The organism is Collimonas sp. OK412 (assembly GCF_900112135.1).
Lineage (GTDB): Bacteria > Pseudomonadota > Gammaproteobacteria > Burkholderiales > Burkholderiaceae_D > Collimonas > Collimonas rhizosphaerae.
On record NZ_FOLC01000012.1, the window covers coordinates 1 to 20,546 of the forward strand.

The window sequence follows — 20,546 nt, forward strand, 5'->3', positions numbered from 1 at the left end:
GAAACGGTGGAACGCAGCTTCGCCGACGCCAAGCAATTGCATGGTCATCGCTACGCAAAGATGCGTGGCTTGCGCAAGCTTGCCGAGCAATGTCTGCTGGGGGCTGCTTGCCAGAATATGAAGAAGATCGCGCTGCTGCTGGCGCGGCTTTTAGCTTCTTTAAACGTCCATTTCGACCGCACATACGCCTTGATGCGCCATTTCCTCTTGCATGACGCTTTCTTCTGCCGATCGCCTGTTTTTTAAGCCCACGCCTTAATTCGACCCACAAAAAATAAAACCCACCAAAAAATGGTGGGTTCGTCAGCAACCTGAAGACAGGCAAACGCCTGTCTTTTACTTTACACCATGCGTTGATCGCTAGCTCGCGCCGCCGGCAAGGCCAAGGCGCGGCATGACCGTCACTTGTCCTTGCCGCTGGCCGGTTGCATGGCGAATTTCGGATTGGCCTTGAGCAGGTCTGAGGTGTCGCCGAGGATTTTCGCGGCTTCGTTCAGCAATACGTCCTTGGCGCTTTTTTGCGCCTTCTCTGCCGCCAGCTCGGCGCTCAGGCTGCGTTCGTTGGCTTGCAGGCCGTCGTCCTGGCGGTTGAGGTCGGCCGCATCGGCAGCGTCCTTGTCCTTGCTGTCGCTGTCGCCGGCCCCAGCCTTTCCGCGCGCCTTGAGGCGGGCTTCCTGCAGGTTCATTTCATTGCGGCGGTCGGTTTCGTTGAGCGAGATGACACGCTTCTTGCGCAGCGTGTTCAGCTCAGCCACGTCTTCCTGGAAGCGCTGGAAGTCCTTGTCCTTTTCGACCCGCGCATCGTGCCGGCTCTGGATCTGCGGCAGCAGGCCCTTGACGTCGCCGACAGGCGTGTAGTCGGCTGCCTTGACCTGCGACCACGGCAAGGCGTTGTCGTAACTCGATTCGCCAAAACTTTCGGGATCCGAGAAACCTGGCAGGCTGATGTCCGGGGTCACGCCGCGCAGCTGGGTGGTGCCGCCGTTGATGCGGAAAAACTGGGCGATGGTCATCTTCAGTTCGCCGAATTTCGGCTTGTCGTTGTGCGACAGCTCGTCAAGGTTGACCATGGTTTGCACCGTGCCCTTGCCGAAACTGCCTTCGCCGATGATGACGCCGCGGCCATAGTCCTGGATCGCCGCCGCAAAGATTTCCGAGGCAGAGGCCGAACCGCGGTTGATCAGCACCGCCAGCGGGCCGGTCCATGCCGGCGCAGGAATATCGTCGCCCTCGACGTTGACATCGCCGCGCGCATTGCGCTGCTGGACGATCGGGCCCTTGCCGACAAACAGGCCGGTCAGGTCGACCGCTTCGGTCAGCGAACCGCCGCCGTTATTGCGCAAGTCCATCAGGACGCTGTCGACCTTCTCTTTTTTCAGTTCGGCCAGGAGTGCGGCAACGTCGCGGCTGGCGCTCCGGAAATTCTTGTCGCCCTTGCGCCGGCCGTCGAAATCTTCGTAGAACGCTGGCAGCGTAATCACGCCGACCTTGCGGGTAGCGTCGCCGTTCTTGATCGTCAGGATGGTTTTCTTGGCGGCCTGCTGCTCCAGGCTGATCTTGTTGCGCACCAGGCTGATCAGCTTGTGCTTGCCGTCCGGGCCGGCGTCGGCCGGCAAGATGTCGAGCCGCACCACCGTGTCCTTGGCGCCGCGGATCTGCTTGACCACATCGTCGATGCGGGTGCCGACCACATCGGTCATGGCGCCCTTGTCGCCTTGTGCGACGCCGACAATCCGGTCGCCGACGGCAAGCTTGCCGGACAATTGCGCCGGGCCGCCAGCCACCAGTTCGCGGATAGTGGTGTAGTCATCCCTTTCCTGCAGCACCGCGCCGATGCCGACCAGCGAAAGCTTCATCGAGATATCGAAATCGGCCGCCGCGCTGGTGCCAAGGTAATCGGTGTGCGGTTCAATCGATGTCGCATAGGCGTTCATGAAAATCTGGAACACGTCGTCGCTCTTGTACTTGTAGGCGCGCGCCAGGGAGTTTTCGTAACGCTTGCCGAGCGTGTCGCGGATCGCCTGGTCCTTCTTGCCGGCCAGCTTCAGGCGCAGCCAGTCGTTCTTGACGCGCTTGCGCCACAGGTCACGGCTCTCGGCTTCGGATTTCGGCCAAGGCTCCTTGTCGCGGACGAAGGAGTAGTCTTCTTTCTGGCTGAAGTCGAAACCCTGCTTGAGCAGCTCGCGCGCATAGGTCAGGCGTTCGACGATGCGCTGCTGGTACAGGTTGAAAATGGAAAAAGGGATGCGCAGGTCTTCGTGATAGATGGCGTCGTCCAGCTTGGTGTTCTCGGCAGTGAACTGATCGATGTCGGCCTGCACGAAAAAGAATTTTTCGGGATCGAGCGACTTGATGTAGCGGTTGATGACCTTGGCCGACAAAGTGTCGTCCAGCGGCACTGGCTTGTAATGGAAGCGTGTCAGGAATTGCGCGCTCAGGTGCGCCGCCTGCGCTTGCTGCTGCATTGGCGACAGGACCGGCGGCGGCCCCGATTCCAGCGCGTGGGCAGCGGTCGAAATTGCCAGGATGACACATAACAGACTGTTTTTTAAGCGCATATAACCTTCAATTCGATGTTCGGTGTTGATTTGAGCGGCAAGGGCATCGTCCTTGCCCGCTACATCGGGCATGGCCGCCGGCAGGCCGGCGCTGTGCAATTCGACCCGCACGCCGGGCAAGCGTTCAGATTAAGTAATTCTACTTGGCTTTACTTAAAGCTTGCTTAAACCTGACCTCCCAGGCATGGTCCGCCATCAATTTTACCGAAGGGCAACTATTCCTGGCTTCTGTCCAGCCAGGATTTTGCGGAATGCGAGGTGATCGAAGGCGCTGCGGGTTTGAATGCGGGCGGATTACCCGTCGTTTGATGCAGTGAATTATCTGGCGCGGAGAGCCGCACCAGGAAAAACATCGGCCTGAGCCAGGCCGCGCATCTGGTTCAGCTCTTGACGCCGACGATGACATGCGATGCCTTGAAAATCGCCACGATCGGTTTGCCGGCCGCGAGGCCGAGGCTGGTCGCGCTTTCCTGGGTAATGATGGCCACCAGTGTCGCGCCGCCGTTCAGGCTGACTTCGACTTCCGTATTCACCGCGCCGGCTTTCACCGCCTTGACCGTGCCTTGCAGGCGGTTGCGGGTAGAGAACTTGATGCCGGCGTCGGGCGCAGACAGGATGATCCACGGCGCCTTCACCAGCGCCAATGCTTCCGCGCCCGGCTTCAGTTCCAGGTATCTGGTGCTTTCCCGGGTGATGACCGCAACGATGCGGTCGCCGCCGGGGAGGGTGATCTCGACTTCATCGTTGACCGCGCCTTCCTGGATGGCGGTCACTTTGCCTGTGAATTCGTTGCGCGCACTGGTCAGCATTTCTTGCTCCTTGAATCAGGTTAAGCGCCAAGCCCGGGGCCTGGAGCCGAGGAGTTTTATCATACCCCACCGTGCCGTCCGGGCATTCGCTTCCGGCTGCTAATGGCTATCAGCCGCCGCTGATAGCCGGCCAGCCGGAAGTTTGCCTGTTGCAACGTCCTGTGTCAGGGCTGCAGGGATGCCAGTACTCCTTCCTGCTTTGCCGGCTGCAAGGCGGTATTCAAGGCATGCGCAAAAACCTCGATATGCGGTGAAATCATCATCGACTGGTGGGTGCCCGGCACCGGCACCAGCCGCAGCAGCATTTCCGGCACCACGGCGCCCCAGCCGCGCAGAGGCTCGTTGACGGTGTCGCCCTCGGCACTGTAGAAGTGCACCGGAACGCCGATCGGCTGCGCCGCATAGTCGCCGTAGGCACGGATGATGGTGCGGCTGTTCTCCATCAGCTGCAGCAAGCCCTGCAAGGAAAACCCGGCCGGAAACAGGCCGTTCCGCCTTGCCAGCTGCAGCAGGGTGGGGACATCGATATCCGGCGCGGCCGCTTTCAGCTTTTCCATCGCGGCCTTGAGCACCGGATCGTTGCCGGCGGCGGCTTCCAGCAGCGTCAGCATCAGCTGCTTGTCGCCTAGTTTCCATTCGCGCTCATCATCGTCGCCGATAGAGCAGTGGGTGTCGAACAGCCCGATAAACTCGACCTCCTGGCCTGCATTGAGGAATTGCTGCGCTACCTCGTAAGCCAGCGCTCCGCCGAACGACCAGCCGGCCAGCCGGTAGGGGCCGCTCGGCTGCACCGCCCGGATCAGGTCGGCCGCGCGCACCGCCATGCCCTGCACCGTCGACAGCTGCGGCTGTTCCAGCGGCACCGGCGGCAAGCCGTATACCGGGATGTCGGGATGGATATGGCTTGCCAGCATATGCGCATAAATCAGCAAGCCCGAGCCTTCGTGCATCAGGAACAAGGGGCGCTGCCGGCCGCCGGCGCGGATCAGCACGGCAGCATTTTCCGTCTCCAGCGGATTCAGCTGCGCGATGTGTTCGGCCAGCCCGGCGACGGTCGGATAGGTAAACACGTCGCTGGCTGAAATCCGCACGCCTTTTTGCTTGAGCAGGTTCACGACCTGCAATATCGAGAGGGAATGCCCGCCCAGCGAGAAGAAATTGTCGTGGCGGCCGATGCGTTCGATCTGCAGCAGTTCCGACCAGATGCCGGCCAGGACCGTTTCGATTTCCCCCTCGGGCGCCGCATAACGGCCGACCGCATAGGCGTCCGCCGCAGGCGCCGGCAGGTGCTTCCGGTCCAGCTTGCCGTTCGGCGTCAGCGGCAGCGCGGCCAGCATGACGTACGCTGCCGGCACCATGTACTCCGGCATGTTGACGCTCAGGTGGGAGCGCAGCGTTTCGGCATCGACGGTTTCCACGCCGGCAGTTTCAAGCGCGACAACATAGGCCACCAGGCGCTTGTCGCCAGGACTGTCCTCGCGCGCAATCACCACCGCCTCGCGCACCGCCGGATGCGCGGCCAGCTTGGCTTCGATCTCGCCCAGTTCGATGCGGAAACCGCGGATCTTGACCTGGAAGTCGTTGCGTCCCAGGTGCACCAGGTTGCCGTCGGCCTGCCAGCGCGCCAGGTCGCCGGTGCGGTACAACAGCGCGCCGGGCAGTCCGGAGAAGCGATCCGGAACGAACCTTTCTTCCGTCAGCTCGGGGCGGTTCAGGTAACCGCAGGCTACGCCTGCGCCGCCGATATATATCTCGCCCGTCACGCCAACCGGCACCGGCTCGCCGTGGGTATCCAGCAGATATGCCTGGGTGTTGGCGATCGGCCGGCCTATCGGTATGGTGGCCTGGGCCGGGTCGACCGCCGTGATTTCATAAGTGGTCGCATAGGTAGTGGTTTCGGTCGGCCCATAGCAGTGGATCAGGTGCCCGGGTTTGCCGGCTTCCAGCACACGCGCAAACGCCGCCGGATCGCAGCGTTCGCCGCCGGTCAGCAGGTAACGCAGCTTGCCGAATGCATCCGGCACAATCGCCGCGCATTGGTTGAACACGGCGGTGGTGATGAACAGCGCGGTGACAGCGTGCTGTTCCAGCGCCCCGGCAAACCGGAACGGATCGAGGAATACCTCCTTGTCGATCACGACGATCCGCCCGCCATTGAGCAAGGCGCCCCAGATTTCCATGGTCGAGGCATCGAAGGCCGGATTGGCGGCGAATGCGATGCGGTCGCTGGCGTCGAATGCGGCGTAGCCGTTCTCCAGCACCAGGCGCTTGATGCCGCGATGCGGCACCATCACTCCTTTGGGCTGTCCGGTTGAACCCGAGGTGTACATGATGTAGGCGATCGTGTCGTTATCGCCCGCCGGCGCCAGGTTGTCCGCGGCGCATGCGGTTTCCGGCGAGCCGTCCAGGTTGACCCTGGTTACCGTTGCCAGCGCCGGCCAGTTGCCGCCCGCCAAAGCCAGGACCAGGCTGACGCCGCTGTCGCTTGCCATGAACACCTTGCGTTCGTCGGGCAGCGCCGGATCGATCGGCACATAGGCCGCGCCGCATTTCAGGATCGCCAGCTCGGCGACAACCAGCTGCGATGAACGGTCAAGATGCAAGGCCACCCGGTCGCCGGGTTTGACGCCCAGCGCACGCAGATAGTGCGCCAGCTGGCTGGCGCGGCGGTTGAGTCCGGCGTAGCTCAGCTGCTCGGCGCCATGCACCACGGCAATCGCCTGCGGCGTCTTGGCCGCCTGTGCTTCGAACAGCTGCGGCAGCAAGTCTTGCGGATTGCCGGCGCCGGTTGCATTCCACGCCGTCACGATCTGATGGCGTTCGGCGGCGCCCAGCAGCGGCAGGCGCGCGATCTGCTGCGCATCGTCCTCGACCATCGCTTGCAGCAGGCGCTGCCAATATCCCAGGTAGCGTTCCACGGTGCCGCGTTCGAACAGCGCCGTGGCATATTCCAGGACGCCGGCGATGACGTCGTCCGATTCGCCCAGCGACAGGGTCAGGTCGAATTTCGCGGTGACCTGCTTGAACGGCAGCTGCGTCATTTCCAGGCCGGCCAGGCTGAGCCTGCCTTGCGGCGCGTTCTGCCAGGCGAACATCACCTGGAACAGCGGACTGTGCGCCATGCTGCGCACCGGATGCGTATGCTCGACCACCTGCTCGAAAGGAATTTCCTGGTGCTGCTGCGCGGCCACGGATTGCTGCTTCACATGGGTCAGCAGCGTGCCTACCGTCGCATGCTCGGGCAGATGGATACGCAGCGCCAGCGTGTTGACAAAGAAACCGATCAAGCCTTCCACTTCCTGCTGGCTGCGGTTCGCTGCCGGCGTGCCGATGACGATATCGTCCTGCCCCGCCAGCCGGCCCAGCAGCAGCGCCCAGCTGCTCAGCAGCGTCATGTGCAGGGTGGTGCCGTGGCGCTGGCTGAGCGCCTTGAGCTTTTTCGTCAACTCGCCGTCCAGCACGGCGTCGACCCAGGCGCCGGCATAGTCTTGCTGCGGCGGACGCGGGTAGTCGGTAGGAAGTTCCAGCAAGGTCGGCGCGCCGGCCAGGCTTTCGGTCCAATACGCCGTCTGCTGTTCCAGCACCGTGCCGCTCATCCAGCGGCGCTGCCATGCCGCGTAGTCCGGATATTGCACGGCCAGGGCCGGCAGCGGATCGTGCTCGCCTTGCCGATAGGCGTTATACAGAGCGCTGACTTCGTTAAGCAGCACGCCGAGCGACCAGCCGTCCGAAACGATATGGTGCATGGTCACCAGCAGCGTGTGCTGGGTGCGCGTCTCTTGCAGCAGGCGGCCGCGGATCAGCGGGCCACGGGCCAGGTTGAACGGTGCGGCTGCTTCCGCGGCGATCAGGCGTTCCCGTTCGGCGTCGCGTTCGGGATGGTGCCGCAAGTCGTGCTCAAGCAAGTGGAAATGGCTGACGTCCGCCGCCGCGACCTGCTGTATCGCACCTTGGCCATGCTGCGGGATGAAGCTGGTGCGCAGCGCTTCGTGACGGAACACCAGCCGTTCCAGCGCCTGGACCAGGGCCACCCGGTCGAGTTCGCCGCGCAGCTGCAGGGCCAGCGGCACATGGTAAGCCTGGCGCACTTCGCCCATCTGCTCCAGGAACCACAGGCGCTGCTGCGCAAACGACAGCTGTTCCCGCTCGGCGCCGGTGGCGAGCGTCATCGCAGGCCGGATGCTGGCGTCGCTGCCGGGCAGCTGGGCGGCAAAGTCGGAAAAAAACGGATGCATGAACAGGGTGCTCAACGTCACTTCGACGCCGAATGCCTGCCGGATGCGTGACATCATCTGCACCGCCAGGAGCGAATGGCCGCCGAGGGAGAAGAAGTTGTCGTGGCGGCCGACACGTTCGACCCGCAGCAGCTCCGACCAGATGGCCGCCAGGGCGGTTTCGCTTTCTCCTTCCGGCGCCGCATAACTGCCGGCGGCGTAGGCGCCGCTGTCCGGGGCCGGCAGGCTGTTACGGTCCAGCTTGCCGTTCGGCGTCAACGGCAGTGCCGCCAGCGTGACGTAGGCGGCCGGTACCATGTAGTCCGGCATGCTGCTGCCAAGGTGCGCACGCAGGGCCTCGGCGTCGATTTCTTCGTCGGCCACGATGTAGGCCACCAGGCGCTTGTCGCCGGGCGTGTCTTCGCGCGCGATCACCACCGCTTCGCGGATTGCCGGGTGGGAAGCCAGCTGGGTTTCGATCTCACCCAGTTCGATACGGAAACCGCGGATCTTGACCTGGAAATCGTTGCGGCCCAGGTAGGCCAGGTTGCCGTCGGCTTGCCAGCGCGCCAGGTCGCCGGTCTTGTACAGGCGGGCATCCGGCTGTTGCGAGAATGGATCGGGAATGAAGCGCTGCGCGGTCAGTTCCGGCCGGTTCAGGTAACCGCGCGCCACCTGCACGCCGCCGATATGCAGCTCGCCCGCGACGCCGATCGGCGCCGGCCGGCCCAGGGCGTCGAGGATGTGGATGCTGGTATTGGCGATCGGCTTGCCGATAGGAATCAGCGCCCTGGCTTCTCCCGCAACGGAAGTCCAGGCAGTGACATCGACCGCGGCTTCGGTAGGGCCGTACAGGTTATGCAGCTGGGCTTGCGGCAGCAGCGCATGGAAACAGCGCACCAGCGACGCCGGCAGCGCTTCGCCGCTGCACATCACGCGGACGATGCCGCTGCAGTTCGCCGCCTCGCCATGCGCCGCGAATACCTGCAGCATGGATGGCACGAAATGCAGCGTGGTCACGCCGGCGGCACGGATGACCTCGCTCAGGTAACGCGGATCCTTGTGGCCGTCCGGCTTGGCCATCACCAGCTTAGCGCCCACCATCAGCGGCCAGAAGAATTCCCACACCGAGACGTCGAAACTGAAAGGCGTTTTTTGCAGCACCACGTCGTGCTGTTCCAAGCCGTAAGCCTGCTGCATCCACAGCATGCGGTTGACCACGCCGCGATGTTCGTTCATCACGCCCTTCGGTTTTCCGGTCGAACCCGAGGTGTAGATCACGTACGCCAGGTCTGACGGCGTGAGATGGCTGCTGTCCGGATTGTGGCCGGGATAGGCATCCCAGCTTGCCGCCTGCAGGTCAAGCACCGGCAAGTCCGGTGGCAGCGCCGCCCGGACCTGCTGCCAGCCGCCTTCGATCCCTGCTTGTGTCAATACCACGCGCGGTCCGCTGTCGCTGAGCATGTGCGCCAGGCGGTCCGCCGGATAGGCCGGATCCAGCGGCACGTAGGCGGCGCCCGCCTTCAGCACTGCCAGCAGGGCAACCACCATGGCCAGGCTGCGTTCGGCGCAGATCGCTACCCGGTCGCCCGGCCGCACACCCAGCTCGCGCAAATAATGCGCCAACTGGTTGGCCTGGCGATTGAGTTCTGCATAACTCAGCTGCTGCGTTCCCTGTTCCACCGCCACCGCTTGCGGTGTCCGCGCGGCTTGTGCTTCGCATAACTGATGCAACAGCGATTCACGTTCCGGATACGCTACCTGGGTTGCATTCCAGCCATCCAATAGCTGGCGTTCCGCTGCGCCCGCCAACGGCAGGCTGGCGATCTGCTGCCCATCGTCGGCGACCATTGCTTGCAGCAGGCGATGCCAATAACCCAGGTAGCGCTGCACCGTGCCTTGCTCAAACAAGGCCGTCGCATATTCCAGCGAGCCGGTTACCGCATCGCCCGATTCGCCCAGCGCCAAGGTCAGGTCGAATTTTGCCGTGACCTGCCTGACAGCCAGCGGCGCCAGCTCCAGCCCAGACAGCTGCAGCTTGCCTTGCGGCGCGTTCTGCCATGCAAACATCACCTGGAACAGCGGACTGTGCGCCATGCTGCGCACCGGATGGGTATGTTCCACCACCTGCTCGAACGGGATTTCCTGGTGCTGCTGCGCCGCCAGCGCTTGCTGCCTGACATGCGCCAGCAGCGAGGCAACCGTTGCGTTTTCCGGCAGGCGGATACGCAGCGCTAGCGTGTTGACAAAGAAACCGATCAAGCCCTCGGCTTCCTGCTGGCTACGGTTGGCAGCAGGGGTGCCTATGACGATATCGTCCTGTCCCGCCAGCCGGCCCAGCAGCAGGGCCCAGCTGCCGAGCAGCGTCATGTACAGGGTGCTGCCGTGGCGCTGGCTCAATGCTTTCAGTTTGCGCGTCAGCGTGGCGTCCAGGGTTGTATCGATGCTGGCGCCGGCATAGTCTTGCTGCGGCGGGCGCGGATAATCCGCAGGCACTTCGAGCAAGGTCGGCGCGCCTGCCAGGCTCTGTTGCCAGTATGCCGCCTGCTGTTCCAGCACCGCTCCGCTCATCCAGCGCCTTTGCCATGCCGCGTAATCGGGATATTGCACCGTCAGCGGCGGCAGCGGATCATGGCGGCCTTCGTGGTAGGCGTTGTAGAGCGCGCTGATTTCATCGAGCAGGATAGCCGTCGACCAGCCGTCTGAAACGATATGGTGGGCCGTGATCAAGAGCGTGTGCCGGGTCCGCGTTTCTTGCAGCAGCAAGCCGCGGATCAGCGGGCCACGGGCCAGGTTGAACGGTGCGGCTGCTTCCGCGGCGATCAGGCGTTCCCGTTCGGCGTCGCGTTCGGGATGATGCCGCAAGTCGTGTTCCAGCAGGTGGAAATGGCTGACATCCGCGGCTGCTACGCGCTGGATCGCGCCGTGGCCTTCTTTTGCAGCAAAGCTGGTGCGCAGCGCTTCGTGGCGGAACACCAGGCGCTCCAGCGCCTGGACCAGGGCTGCCCGGTCGAGTTCGCCGCGCAGCTGCAGGCCCAGCGGAATGTGATAGGCATGGCTGACCCCGCCCATCTGTTCCAGGAACCACAAGCGTTGCTGGGCGAACGACAGCTGTTCGCGCTCGGCGGCAGTGGCTGCCGTCAGCGGCGGCCGCACGCTATGACTGCCGGCCAGCAATTGCGCGGAAAAATCGCGCAGCACCGGACAGGCGAACAGGGTGCTGATCGCTACCTCGATGGCGAATGCCTGCCTGATGCGTGAAATCATCTGCACCGCTATCAGCGAATGGCCGCCCAGTGAAAAGAAATTATCGTGGCGGCCGATGCGGTCGACCCCCAGCAGTTGCGACCAGATCGCCGCCAGGGTGATTTCGGTTTCGCCTTCCGGCGCGACATAACCGCTCGCTGCGTAAGCATCGGCCTCGGGCGCCGGCAAGTGTTTCCGGTCCAGCTTGCCGTTCGGCGTCAGCGGCAGCGCCGCCAGCATGACGTACGCCGCCGGCACCATGTACTCTGGCATGCTGACGCTCAGGTGGGAGCGCAAGGCCGCGGCGTCGATTTCTTCGCTGGCGATGATATACGCCACCAGGCGCTTGTCGCCAGGATTGTCCTCGCGCGCAATCACGACCGCCTCGCGCACTGCCGGATGCGCGGCCAGCCTGGCTTCGATCTCGCCCAGTTCGATGCGGAAACCGCGGATCTTGACCTGGAAGTCGTTGCGCCCCAGGTGCACCAGGTTGCCGTCGGCCTGCCACAGCGCCAGGTCGCCGGTGCGGTACAGCAAGGCGCCGGGCTGGCTGTTGAAACGGTCTGGAATGAAGCGTTCCGCCGTCAATTCTTCGCGGTTGAGGTAACCGCGCGCTATGCCGGCGCCGCCGATATACATCTCGCCTGCCACGCCAACCGGCACCGGCTCGCCATGCGCATCCAGCAGGTACACCTGGGTGCCGGCGATCGGCCGGCCTATCGGTATGGTGGCCTGGCTTGCATCGGCCACGCTGACTTCGTATGTGGTGGCGTAGGTCGTCGCTTCGGTCGGGCCGTAGCAGTGGATCAGGTGCCCGGGTTTGCCGGCTTCCAGCACACGCGCAAACGCCGCCGGATCGCAGCGTTCGCCGCCGGTCATCAGGAAACGCAGGCGGCCGAACGCATCCGGCGCAACCGCTGCGCATTGGTTGAACACCGCGGTCGTCAGGAACAGCGTGGTGATGCCTTGCCGTTCAAGCGCATCGGCGAGGTGCAGCGGATCCAGGAATATTTCTTTGTCGATTACCACGATCCGTCCGCCGTTCAGCAAGGCGCCCCAGATTTCGACGGTCGAGGCGTCGAACGCCGGATTGGCTGCGAACGCGATGCGGTCGCCGGCGTCGAACGCGGCGTAGCCGTTTTCCAGCACTAGGCGCTTGATGCCGCGATGGGGCACCATCACGCCCTTCGGTTGTCCGGTCGAACCGGAGGTGTACATGATGTAGGCGATCGTTTCGTCGTCGCCCCCCGGCGTCAGGTTGTCAGCGGCATAGGCGCCGGCGGCGATATGGTCGAGGTCGACCCTGGTCAGCGCGGCCTGCGCCGGCCAGCGGCCAGAGCTGTGCGCCAGGAGCAGGGTGGCGCTGCTGTCGTTTGCCATGAAAATCTTGCGCTCGTCGGGCAGGCTGGCGTCGATCGGCACATAGGCGGCGCCGCATTTGAGGATCGCCAGTATGGCGACAAGCAGCGGCAGCGAACGCTCCAGCTGCAGCGCTATGCGGTCATTGCGCTTGACTCCCAGCTGCCGCAGGTGATGCGCCAGCTGGTTAGCCTGGCGGTTGAGTTCGGCATAACTCAGCTGCGCCGTTCCGTGCACCGCCGCGATTGCTTGCGGGGTTTTAGCGGCCTGCGCCTCGAACAGCTGCGGCAACAGTGGTGCCGGCTGCCTGGTTTTTGTTGCGTTCCAGCTGCTGACAACCTGCTGGCGTTCCGCGGCCGGCATGACATCGATGCTGTTGACGGCACGCTCCGGGCTTGTCTCCAGCGCCGCCACCAGGCGTTCCAGCGCGGTCTGCATGAAACCGCACACGCGCAATGCGCCGACCGCAGGCGTCACTTGCGCGGTCAAGGCGAAGCCGGATCCGAGGTCGTCCACCGACAGGGTCAACGGATAATTGCTGCGTTCCTCTCCCGAAATCTGGGTGACGCCTTCCCAGGTCGCCTGCTCGGCGGCCGTGGTTTCGCCAAGCATGTTGTGGCGGTAGTTGAGCAAGGCCGAGAACAAGGGCTGCGGCGCTGCGATCGCACTGGCGCGCTGCGCCAGCGCCAGCGAGGCATGTTCGTGTTCCATCAGTTCGGTCAGCAAGGCATGCGTATGCCGCACGCATGCCGCCGCGCCTTGGGCGTCGATGTTGATCCGCAGTGGCAGGGTATTGACCAGCAGGCCCATCATGCGGTCGGTGCCTGCGCCGCCTTGCATGCGGCCGAACAGCACGGTGCCGAACACCACGTCGCTGCGGTTGGCGATCCGCGCCAGCACCTGGCCCCACGCCAGATGGCACAGGCTGGCTGCGCTGACGCCCAGTTGCCGCGCCTGCTGCCGCAGACGCTTTGACAGCGCTGTACTGAGCTGCATATGGCCTTCTTCCAGTCCGCCGCCGTCGCCATGCACTTCCAGCAAGCCGAACGGCGCGGTTGGCTCATCGACATCGCCCAGCATCTGGCGGAAGAAGGCTTCATGCACCTCGATGTTGCCGCCCAGCCGGGCTTGCGCCACATAATTGCGGAACTGCAGCGGGACCGGCAGCTGCGCTTGCTGTCCTTGCAAATGTGCGGCGATTTCGGCGCGCACCACTTCCAGGGTGGTATGGTCGCTCACCAGGTGATGCATCAGGGTCAGCAATACCCAGCGTTCCTGTACAGAGTCGTAGGCAAAGCTGGTGCGCATCAAGGGCGCCTGCGACAGGTCGAGGCGGGTATGGCGCGGATCGAAACGGGCGCGCAGCTGGCCGGCGATATCGCCGTCGGCCGGGTCCAGCATCAGTTCTTCCTGCACCAGCGGCGCTGAGCGCCAGACCACCTGCAGCGGTTCCGGCACGCCTTCCCAGACGATGGCGGTGCGCAGCACGTCGTGCCGCTGTATCACGCCTTGCAGGGCTGCCAGATATCCGTCCAGGCGCGTCCGCGTATCGAAAGCGGTCAATCCGACCAGCAGATAGGGATCGCCGTCCTTGGCCATCAGGTGATGGAACAGGATGCCTTCCTGCAGCGGCGCCAGCGGGTAGATATCCTGCACATTGGCGGCGCCGCCGGGGACGCTGTCGACCACGCGGTCAATTTCAGCGCTGTTCAAGGCAGCCATCGGCAGCATCGCCGGTGTGATGAGTCCGCATCCGGCCGGGATCAGGCTGGCCGGGACGGCGACCACGCGGCTTTCCTTGCCGATTGCAGCCGCCAGTCCGGCCAGGGTCGGCGCAGCGAACAGCGCGCGCACTTCTGCCTGCAAACCTTGCTGGCGCATCTTTTCCATCAGGCTGACGGCCAGCAGCGAATGACCGCCCAGCGAGAAGAAATTGTCGTGGCGGCCGATGCGGCCGATCTGCAGCAGGGCGGACCAGATGGCCGCCAGCGCCGTCTCGGTTTCCCCTTGCGGCGCTTCATAACCGCTCACGGCATAGGCATCGCCAGCCGGCGCCGGCAGGTTCTTGCGGTCCAGCTTGCCGTTCGCCGTCAACGGCAAGGCCGCCAGCGTGACATAGGCCGCCGGCACCATATAGTCCGGCAGGTTGAGGTTCAGGTGCGCGCGCAAGGTTTCGGCGTCGACTTCTTCATGGACCACGATGTAGGCCACCAGGCGTTTGTCGCCGGGAATATCTTCGCGCGCGATGACGACTGCTTCGCGGATGGCCGGATGGGATGCAAGCCGGGTTTCGATTTCGCCCAGTTCTATGCGGAAGCCGCGGATCTTGACCTGGAAATCGTTGCGGCCCAGGTAGACCAGGTTGCCGTCAGCCTGCCAGCGCGCCAGGTCGCCGGTCTTGTACAGGCGGGCATCCGGCTGTTGCGAGAATGGATCGGGAATGAAGCGCTGCGCGGTCAGTTCCGGCCGGTTCAGGTAACCGCGCGCCACGCCGGCGCCGCCGATATATAGCTCGCCGGCCACGCCGACCGGCGCCGGTTCGCCTAGGGTATCCAGCAGGTACACGCTGAGATCCGGGATGCGCACGCCGATCGGACTGACGCCGCCGCGTACGGTGTCGGCCGCTTCAATCGGCTGGTAGGTAACGTGGACAGTGGTTTCCGTAATCCCGTACATATTGATCAGGCGCGTGGCGTTGCCCTGGTTTTGCGCGTACCACGGGGCCAGGGTTGCCGGTTCCAGCGCTTCGCCGCCGAAAATCACATGCCGCAGCCGGTGCGTTTCGGCGCTGCCGCCTTGCGCTGCAATCAGCTGGCGGAAGGCGCTTGGCGTCTGGTTGAGGATGGTTATTTTTTCGCGGCATAACAGACGATAAAAATCCTCCGCCGAACGCGCCGTTTCCAGGGGCACCACCACCAGGCGCCCGCCATGCAGCAACGCGCCCCAGATTTCCCATACCGAGAAATCGAAGGCGAAGGAATGGAACAGGCTCCACACATCTTGCGCGCCAAAATGGAACCAGGCGTCGGTCGCCGCAAACAGGCGCGTTACATTGCGATGTTCGACCATCACGCCTTTCGGCGTGCCGGTCGAGCCCGAGGTGTAGATCACGTAGGCCATGTCTGACGGCGCCAGGTGGCTGCTGTCGGGATTGTGGTCCGGATAGGCGCTCCAGGCCGGCGCCTGCAGGTCCAGCAACGGCAGGCCGGGTGCAATCGTCGCTTTCACCTGCGGCCAGCTGCCTTCGATCCCGGCCTGCGTCAGTACTACCCGCGGCGCGCTATCGTTGAGCATGTGCGCCAGGCGGTCGGCCGGATAAGCCGGATCGAGCGGCACATAGGCCGCGCCTGCCTTCAGCACGGCCAGCAAACCGACCACCATCGCTATGCCGCGCTCGACGCAGATCGCGACCCGGTCGTCCGGCTGCACGCCCAGTTCGCGCAGGTAATGCGCCAGCCGGTTGGCCTGGCGGTTGAGTTCGGCGTAGCTCAGCTGTTCGGCGCCGTGCGTCACTGCCGCGGCCTGCGGCGTCCTTGCTACTTGCGCTTCGAACAGCTGCGGCAGCAATTGCCCGGGATAGCCGGGCTGGTTTGCATTCCACGTTTGGACGATCTGATGGCGCTCCGCTGCCGGTAGCACGTCGATACTGTTGATGGCGCGCTCCGGCGCCGTCTCCAATGCCGCCACCAGGCGTTCCAGCGCGGTCTGCATGAAATCGCAGATGCGCATTGTGCCGACCGCAGGCGTCACTTGTGCGGTCAAGGCGAAACCGGATCCGAGGTCGTCCACCGACAAGCTCAACGGATAGTTGCTGCGTTCCTCTCCTGAAATCCGGGTAATGCCGTTCCAGGCTTCTTGCTCGGAGGGCGCTGCCTGGCTGAGCATGCTGTGGCGATAGTTGAGCAAGGCCGAGAACAAGGGCTGCGGCGCTGCGATCGCACTGGCGCGCTGCGCCAATGCCAGCGAGGCATGTTCGTGTTCCATCAGTTCCACCAGCAAGGCGTGGGTGCGCCGCACGCTTGCCGCCGCGCCTTGCCCGTCGATGCTGATTCGCAGCGGCAGCGTATTGATCAGCAGGCCCATCATGCGGTCGGCGCCTTCACCGCCCTGCATGCGGCCGAACAGCACCGTGCCGAACACCACGTCGCTGCGGCTGGCGACCCGTGCCAGCACCTGGCCCCACGCCAGATGGAACAGGCTGGCGGCGCTGACGCCCAGTTGCCGCGCCTGCTGCCGCAAGCGCTGCGACAGCCTGGCGTCGAGCTGCACTTGGCTCTCTTCCAGTCCGCCGCCGTCGCCATGCACTTCCAGCAAACCGAACGGCGCGGTTGGCTCATCGACATCGCCCAGCATCCGGCGGAAGAAAGCTTCGTGCGCCTCGGTGCTGGCGCCGGATCGCGCCTGCGCCACATGGTTGCGGAATTGCAGCGGGGCGGGCAGCTGTGCTTCTTGTCCCTGCAAATGCGCGGCGACTTCGGCGCGCATCACTTCCAGGGTGGTGTGGTCGTTCACCAAGTGATGGATCAAGGTCAGCAGCACCCAGCGCTTTTGTATCGCGTCGTAGGCAAAACTGGTGCGCATCAAGGGTGCCTGCGACAGGTCGAGGCGGGTATGGCGCGGATCGAAACGGGCGCGTAGCTGGCCGGCGATATCGCCGTCGGCCGGATCCAGCATCAGTGCTTCCTGCACCAGCGGCGCCGAGCGCCAGACCACCTGCAGCGGTTCCGGCACGCCTTCCCAGACGATGGCGGTGCGCAACACGTCGTGGCGCTGTATCACGCCTTGCAATGCCGCCAGGTAGGACGCAAGCCGTTCCCGTGTGTCGAAGCCGGTCATGCCGACCAGCAGGTAGGGATCGCCTTCCTTTGCCATCATGTGGTGGAACAGGATGCCTTCCTGCAGCGGCGCCAGCGGGTAGATATCCTGCACATTGGCAGCGCCGCCGGGAACCTTGTCGACCACATGGGCAATTTCTGCATCGGTCAATGCCACCATCGGCAGCATCGCCGGCGTGATGCATTCGCAGCCGGTGGGAATCAGGCTGGGAGGCACCGTTACCAGGCGGCTTTCCGCGCCGATTGCGGCGGCCAGCCCGGCCAGGGTCGGCGCGGCGAACAGCGCGCGCACCTCTGCCTGCAAACCTTGCTGGCGCATCCTTTCCACCAGGGTCACGGCCAGCAGCGAATGCCCGCCGAGCGAGAAGAAATTGTCATGGCGGCCGATGCGTTCTATCTGCAGCAGCTCCGTCCAGATCGCTGCCAGGACGGTTTCGGTTGCCCCCTCTGGCGCGGCATAGCCATTGAAGGCGTAAGCATCGCCATCGGGAGCGGGCAGGTTCTTGCGGTCCAGCTTGCCGTTTGGCGTCAATGGCAGCGCTGGCAGCGTGACGTAAGCCGCCGGCACCATGTAGTCCGGCAGGCTGAGGCCAAGATGCGTGCGCAGAGCTGCGGCATCGATGTCCTCGCCGGTCACGATGTAGGCCACCAGGCGCTGGTCGCCGGGCGTGTCTTCGCGCACGATGACCACCGCTTCGCGGATGGCCGGATGGGATGCAAGCTGGGTTTCGATTTCGCCCAGCTCGATGCGGAAGCCGCGGATCTTGACCTGGAAGTCGTTGCGGCCCAGGTAGACCAGGTTGCCGTCAGCCTGCCAGCGCGCCAGGTCGCCGGTCTTGTACAGGCGTGCGCCAGGCAGCTGCGAGAAGGGATCGGGAACAAAGCGCTGTTCGGTCAGCTGCGGCTGGTTCAGGTAACCGCGCGCCACGCCGGCGCCGCCGATGTGCAGCTCGCCTGCCACGCCGACCGGCACCGGCTCACCCTCGGCATCCAGCAGGTAGACCTGGGCGTTGGCAATCGGGCGGCCGATATGCAAGACCTCGCCGGCTGCTGCCAGCCGGCCGGATGTGGCGACCACCGTCGCCTCGGTCGGGCCATAGTTGTTGACCAGGGAGAACGGCAATCCTGCCTGCGGAGCGTGCCGCAAGCGGTCGCCGCCGGTCAGCAGGTGGCGCAGGTGCGGATTGCCGATGCCGTTGCGCAGGGCGTGTTCGGCCATCGGCGTCGGCAGGAAACTCACATCCAGCGTTTGTTCGCTCCACCATGCCAGCACCGTCGCTGCGTCGTCGTCCCGCACCGGCAGCAACAGGGTTGCGCCGACGCACAGGCTTGGCCAGATTTCCCAGGCCGCGGCGTCGAATCCCAGCCGCGCCACGCACGAGGTCCGCTGGCCCGCCTGCAGCTCGAATGCAGCGTTATGCCAATGCACCAGGTTGCTCAGGTTGCGGTGTTCGATCATCACCCCTTTCGGCGTGCCGGTCGAACCCGAGGTATAGATCACGTAAGCCAGGTGAGATGGCGCGAGCCGGCTGCTGTCCGGGTTGTGATCTGGATAGGCGCTCCAGGCCGGGGCTTGCAGGTCGAGCACCGGCAAGCCTGATGGAAGCGCTGCCAGGACCTGCTGCCAGCTGCCTTCGATCCCGGCCTGCGTCAGCACTGCCCGCGGCGCGCTGTCGTGCAGCATGTGCGCCAGCCGGTCCGCCGGGTAAGCCGGATCCAGCGGCACGTAGGCCGCGCCTGCTTTCAGCACGCCCAGCAAACCGGCCACCATCGATACGCCGCGCTCGACGCAGACCGCCACCCGGTCGTCCGGCTGCACGCCCAGTTCGCGCAGGTAATGCGCCAGCCGGTTGGCCTGGCGGTTGAGTTCGGCGTAGCTCAGCTGTTCGGCGCCTTGTACAACGGCCGCCGCCTGCGGCGTTTTTTCTGCCTGTGCCTCGAACAGCTGCGGCAGCAGGGATGATGGATAACTCGCCTGCGTGGCGTTCCAGGCCGTCACGACCTGGTGGCGTTCCCCGGCGTCGAGCAACGGCAGCCGGGCTATCGCACAATCCGCGCCGTCGATGACGGCGTCCATCAGCAAGGCCATGCGGCTTTGTATCCGGACGATTTCATCCTGCGTGAAATGACGCGTGTTGTAATCGAACACAACCAGCACGTCCTGGCCCTGGTGAAAATCCCGGACCGACAGCGCCAGCGGCGTCTGCTCGAATCCATGGTCCAGCTTGACGCCGCTGGCCAGCCCGTCGCCCATGGGGAAGTCGGTATTGAAGACTTCATAGGAAAGCGAGACGTCGAACAGCTGGCGATAACCGTTCTGCACCACATTGTGGGCGCGGTTGATCTCGACGATGGGGCAACGCTGATGGCGGTAGCAGCGGCGCAATTCCTTTGCAACGGCTGCCATCGCTTGGCTGAACGGCTGCTGCCGGTCCAGCGCGATCGCCACCGGAATGATCGACGAGAACATGCCGAAGGTGCTTTTTTCGCGCGCGTTGCCGCGGTTATGGATGGGCACGCCGATGACAACTTCGTCGAGGTCGTTGGCGCGCGCGAAATACACACTGGTCAAGGCCAGCATGAAATCCGGCGCGGAAAACCCGTGCGCCGCTGCAAACGCGGTCATCTTGTCGAAGCGCGGACGGTCGATAGACCAGTAGCGCTGCGCGCTGGGAGCCAGCTGTCTGGCCGCGAGCGCACTATCGCCTGCGACCAGCCGCGCAGGCAGCTGCGTGAAACGCTGGCGCCAGAATTCCTTGTCGAGCGCAAACCGCGCAGAAGAAAAATAGTCCCGGTCCTTGGCGATGAAATCCAGGTAGGAGGGTGCGGCTTCGGCCAATGTCACGTCCAGTCCGAGCAGCCGGTTGTAGGCGCTGGCGATGCTGGTGAAGCTCTGCGACGTGCTGATGCCGTCGGCGACCAGGTGGTGGTAGCACAGCAGCCAGTAATAGCGCGACGGACTCACGCGTATCAGTTCCATTTTCCAGAGCAGCCCGCCATACAGGTCGAACGGCTGCTTGAACACCTGTTCCATGCGCTGCCGGGCATGCAGGTCGCCGTCGGCTTCGCCGGAAAAATCCAGTACCGGCAACACAAAATCCACCGACGGCAGCACCTGCTGCCGCGCCATGCCGCCGGCTTTGACCAGCACCAGCCTGGCGGCGTCATTTTCCACCGCGAAATAGCGGATGGCTTGCTGCAGCACGAGCGGATCGACGGCTGCGTCGATTTGCACTGCCAGTCCGATGTTGTAGTAGGGGATGTCTGGATTCAGCATCTGGTCCAGCCACACCACTTGCTGCACGGAAGAAAGTGGGTGGACCGACGCTGGTCCGTCGTTGGACAGCGCGCCTGGCGCCGCAGGTGTTTCAACCGGATTCGACATAAAAACCTCTAGGCAGTGTTTTGACAACAATCGGAAATTAAGGAAGCGTTCTGCTTCTCCCGGGCCGCCGCCTGCCACGGCATGTGGATCGCCGGCGTCGATTCTCGGGTTGGAGCAGGGGCTTAAGGGACGCTGCTGGA

Annotated in this window: 4 protein-coding genes; 1 reads left to right on the plus strand and 3 read right to left on the minus strand. The window is 64.2% G+C overall.

Annotation, left to right across the window (positions count from 1 at the left end):
* Positions 1-246 (plus strand): transposase (locus BM062_RS25935; protein ID WP_254785072.1); only part of this gene is annotated, 246 nt, incomplete at its 5' end.
* Positions 247-401: 155 nt separating this feature from the next.
* On the opposite strand, the gene BM062_RS13840 is transcribed toward BM062_RS25935, so the two are convergent.
* The 3 genes from BM062_RS13840 to BM062_RS13850 all read right to left on the minus strand — a co-directional run bounded on the left by BM062_RS13840 (position 402) and on the right by BM062_RS13850 (position 20,406).
* A complete protein-coding gene (locus BM062_RS13840) occupies positions 402-2,558 on the minus strand; it encodes a carboxy terminal-processing peptidase (protein WP_092397991.1) in 2,157 nt (718 codons plus the stop codon).
* 380 nt (positions 2,559-2,938) lie between these two features.
* A complete protein-coding gene (locus tag BM062_RS13845; protein WP_092397775.1) occupies positions 2,939-3,367 on the minus strand; it encodes a TOBE domain-containing protein in 429 nt (142 codons plus the stop codon).
* Between the two features lie 164 nt (positions 3,368-3,531).
* On the minus strand, positions 3,532-20,406 hold the full coding sequence (locus BM062_RS13850; protein ID WP_092397777.1) for a non-ribosomal peptide synthetase: 16,875 nt from the start codon (positions 20,404-20,406) through the stop codon (positions 3,532-3,534).
* Between the last annotated feature and the right edge of the window lie 140 nt (positions 20,407-20,546).

Coding starts and splice junctions, on each gene's coding strand:
- BM062_RS13840 (WP_092397991.1), bottom strand. CDS start 2,558: ATGCGCTTAAAAAACAGTCTGTTATGTGTCATCCTGGCAATTTCGACC.
- BM062_RS13845 (WP_092397775.1), bottom strand. CDS start 3,367: ATGCTGACCAGTGCGCGCAACGAATTCACAGGCAAAGTGACCGCCATC.
- BM062_RS13850 (WP_092397777.1), bottom strand. CDS start 20,406: ATGTCGAATCCGGTTGAAACACCTGCGGCGCCAGGCGCGCTGTCCAAC.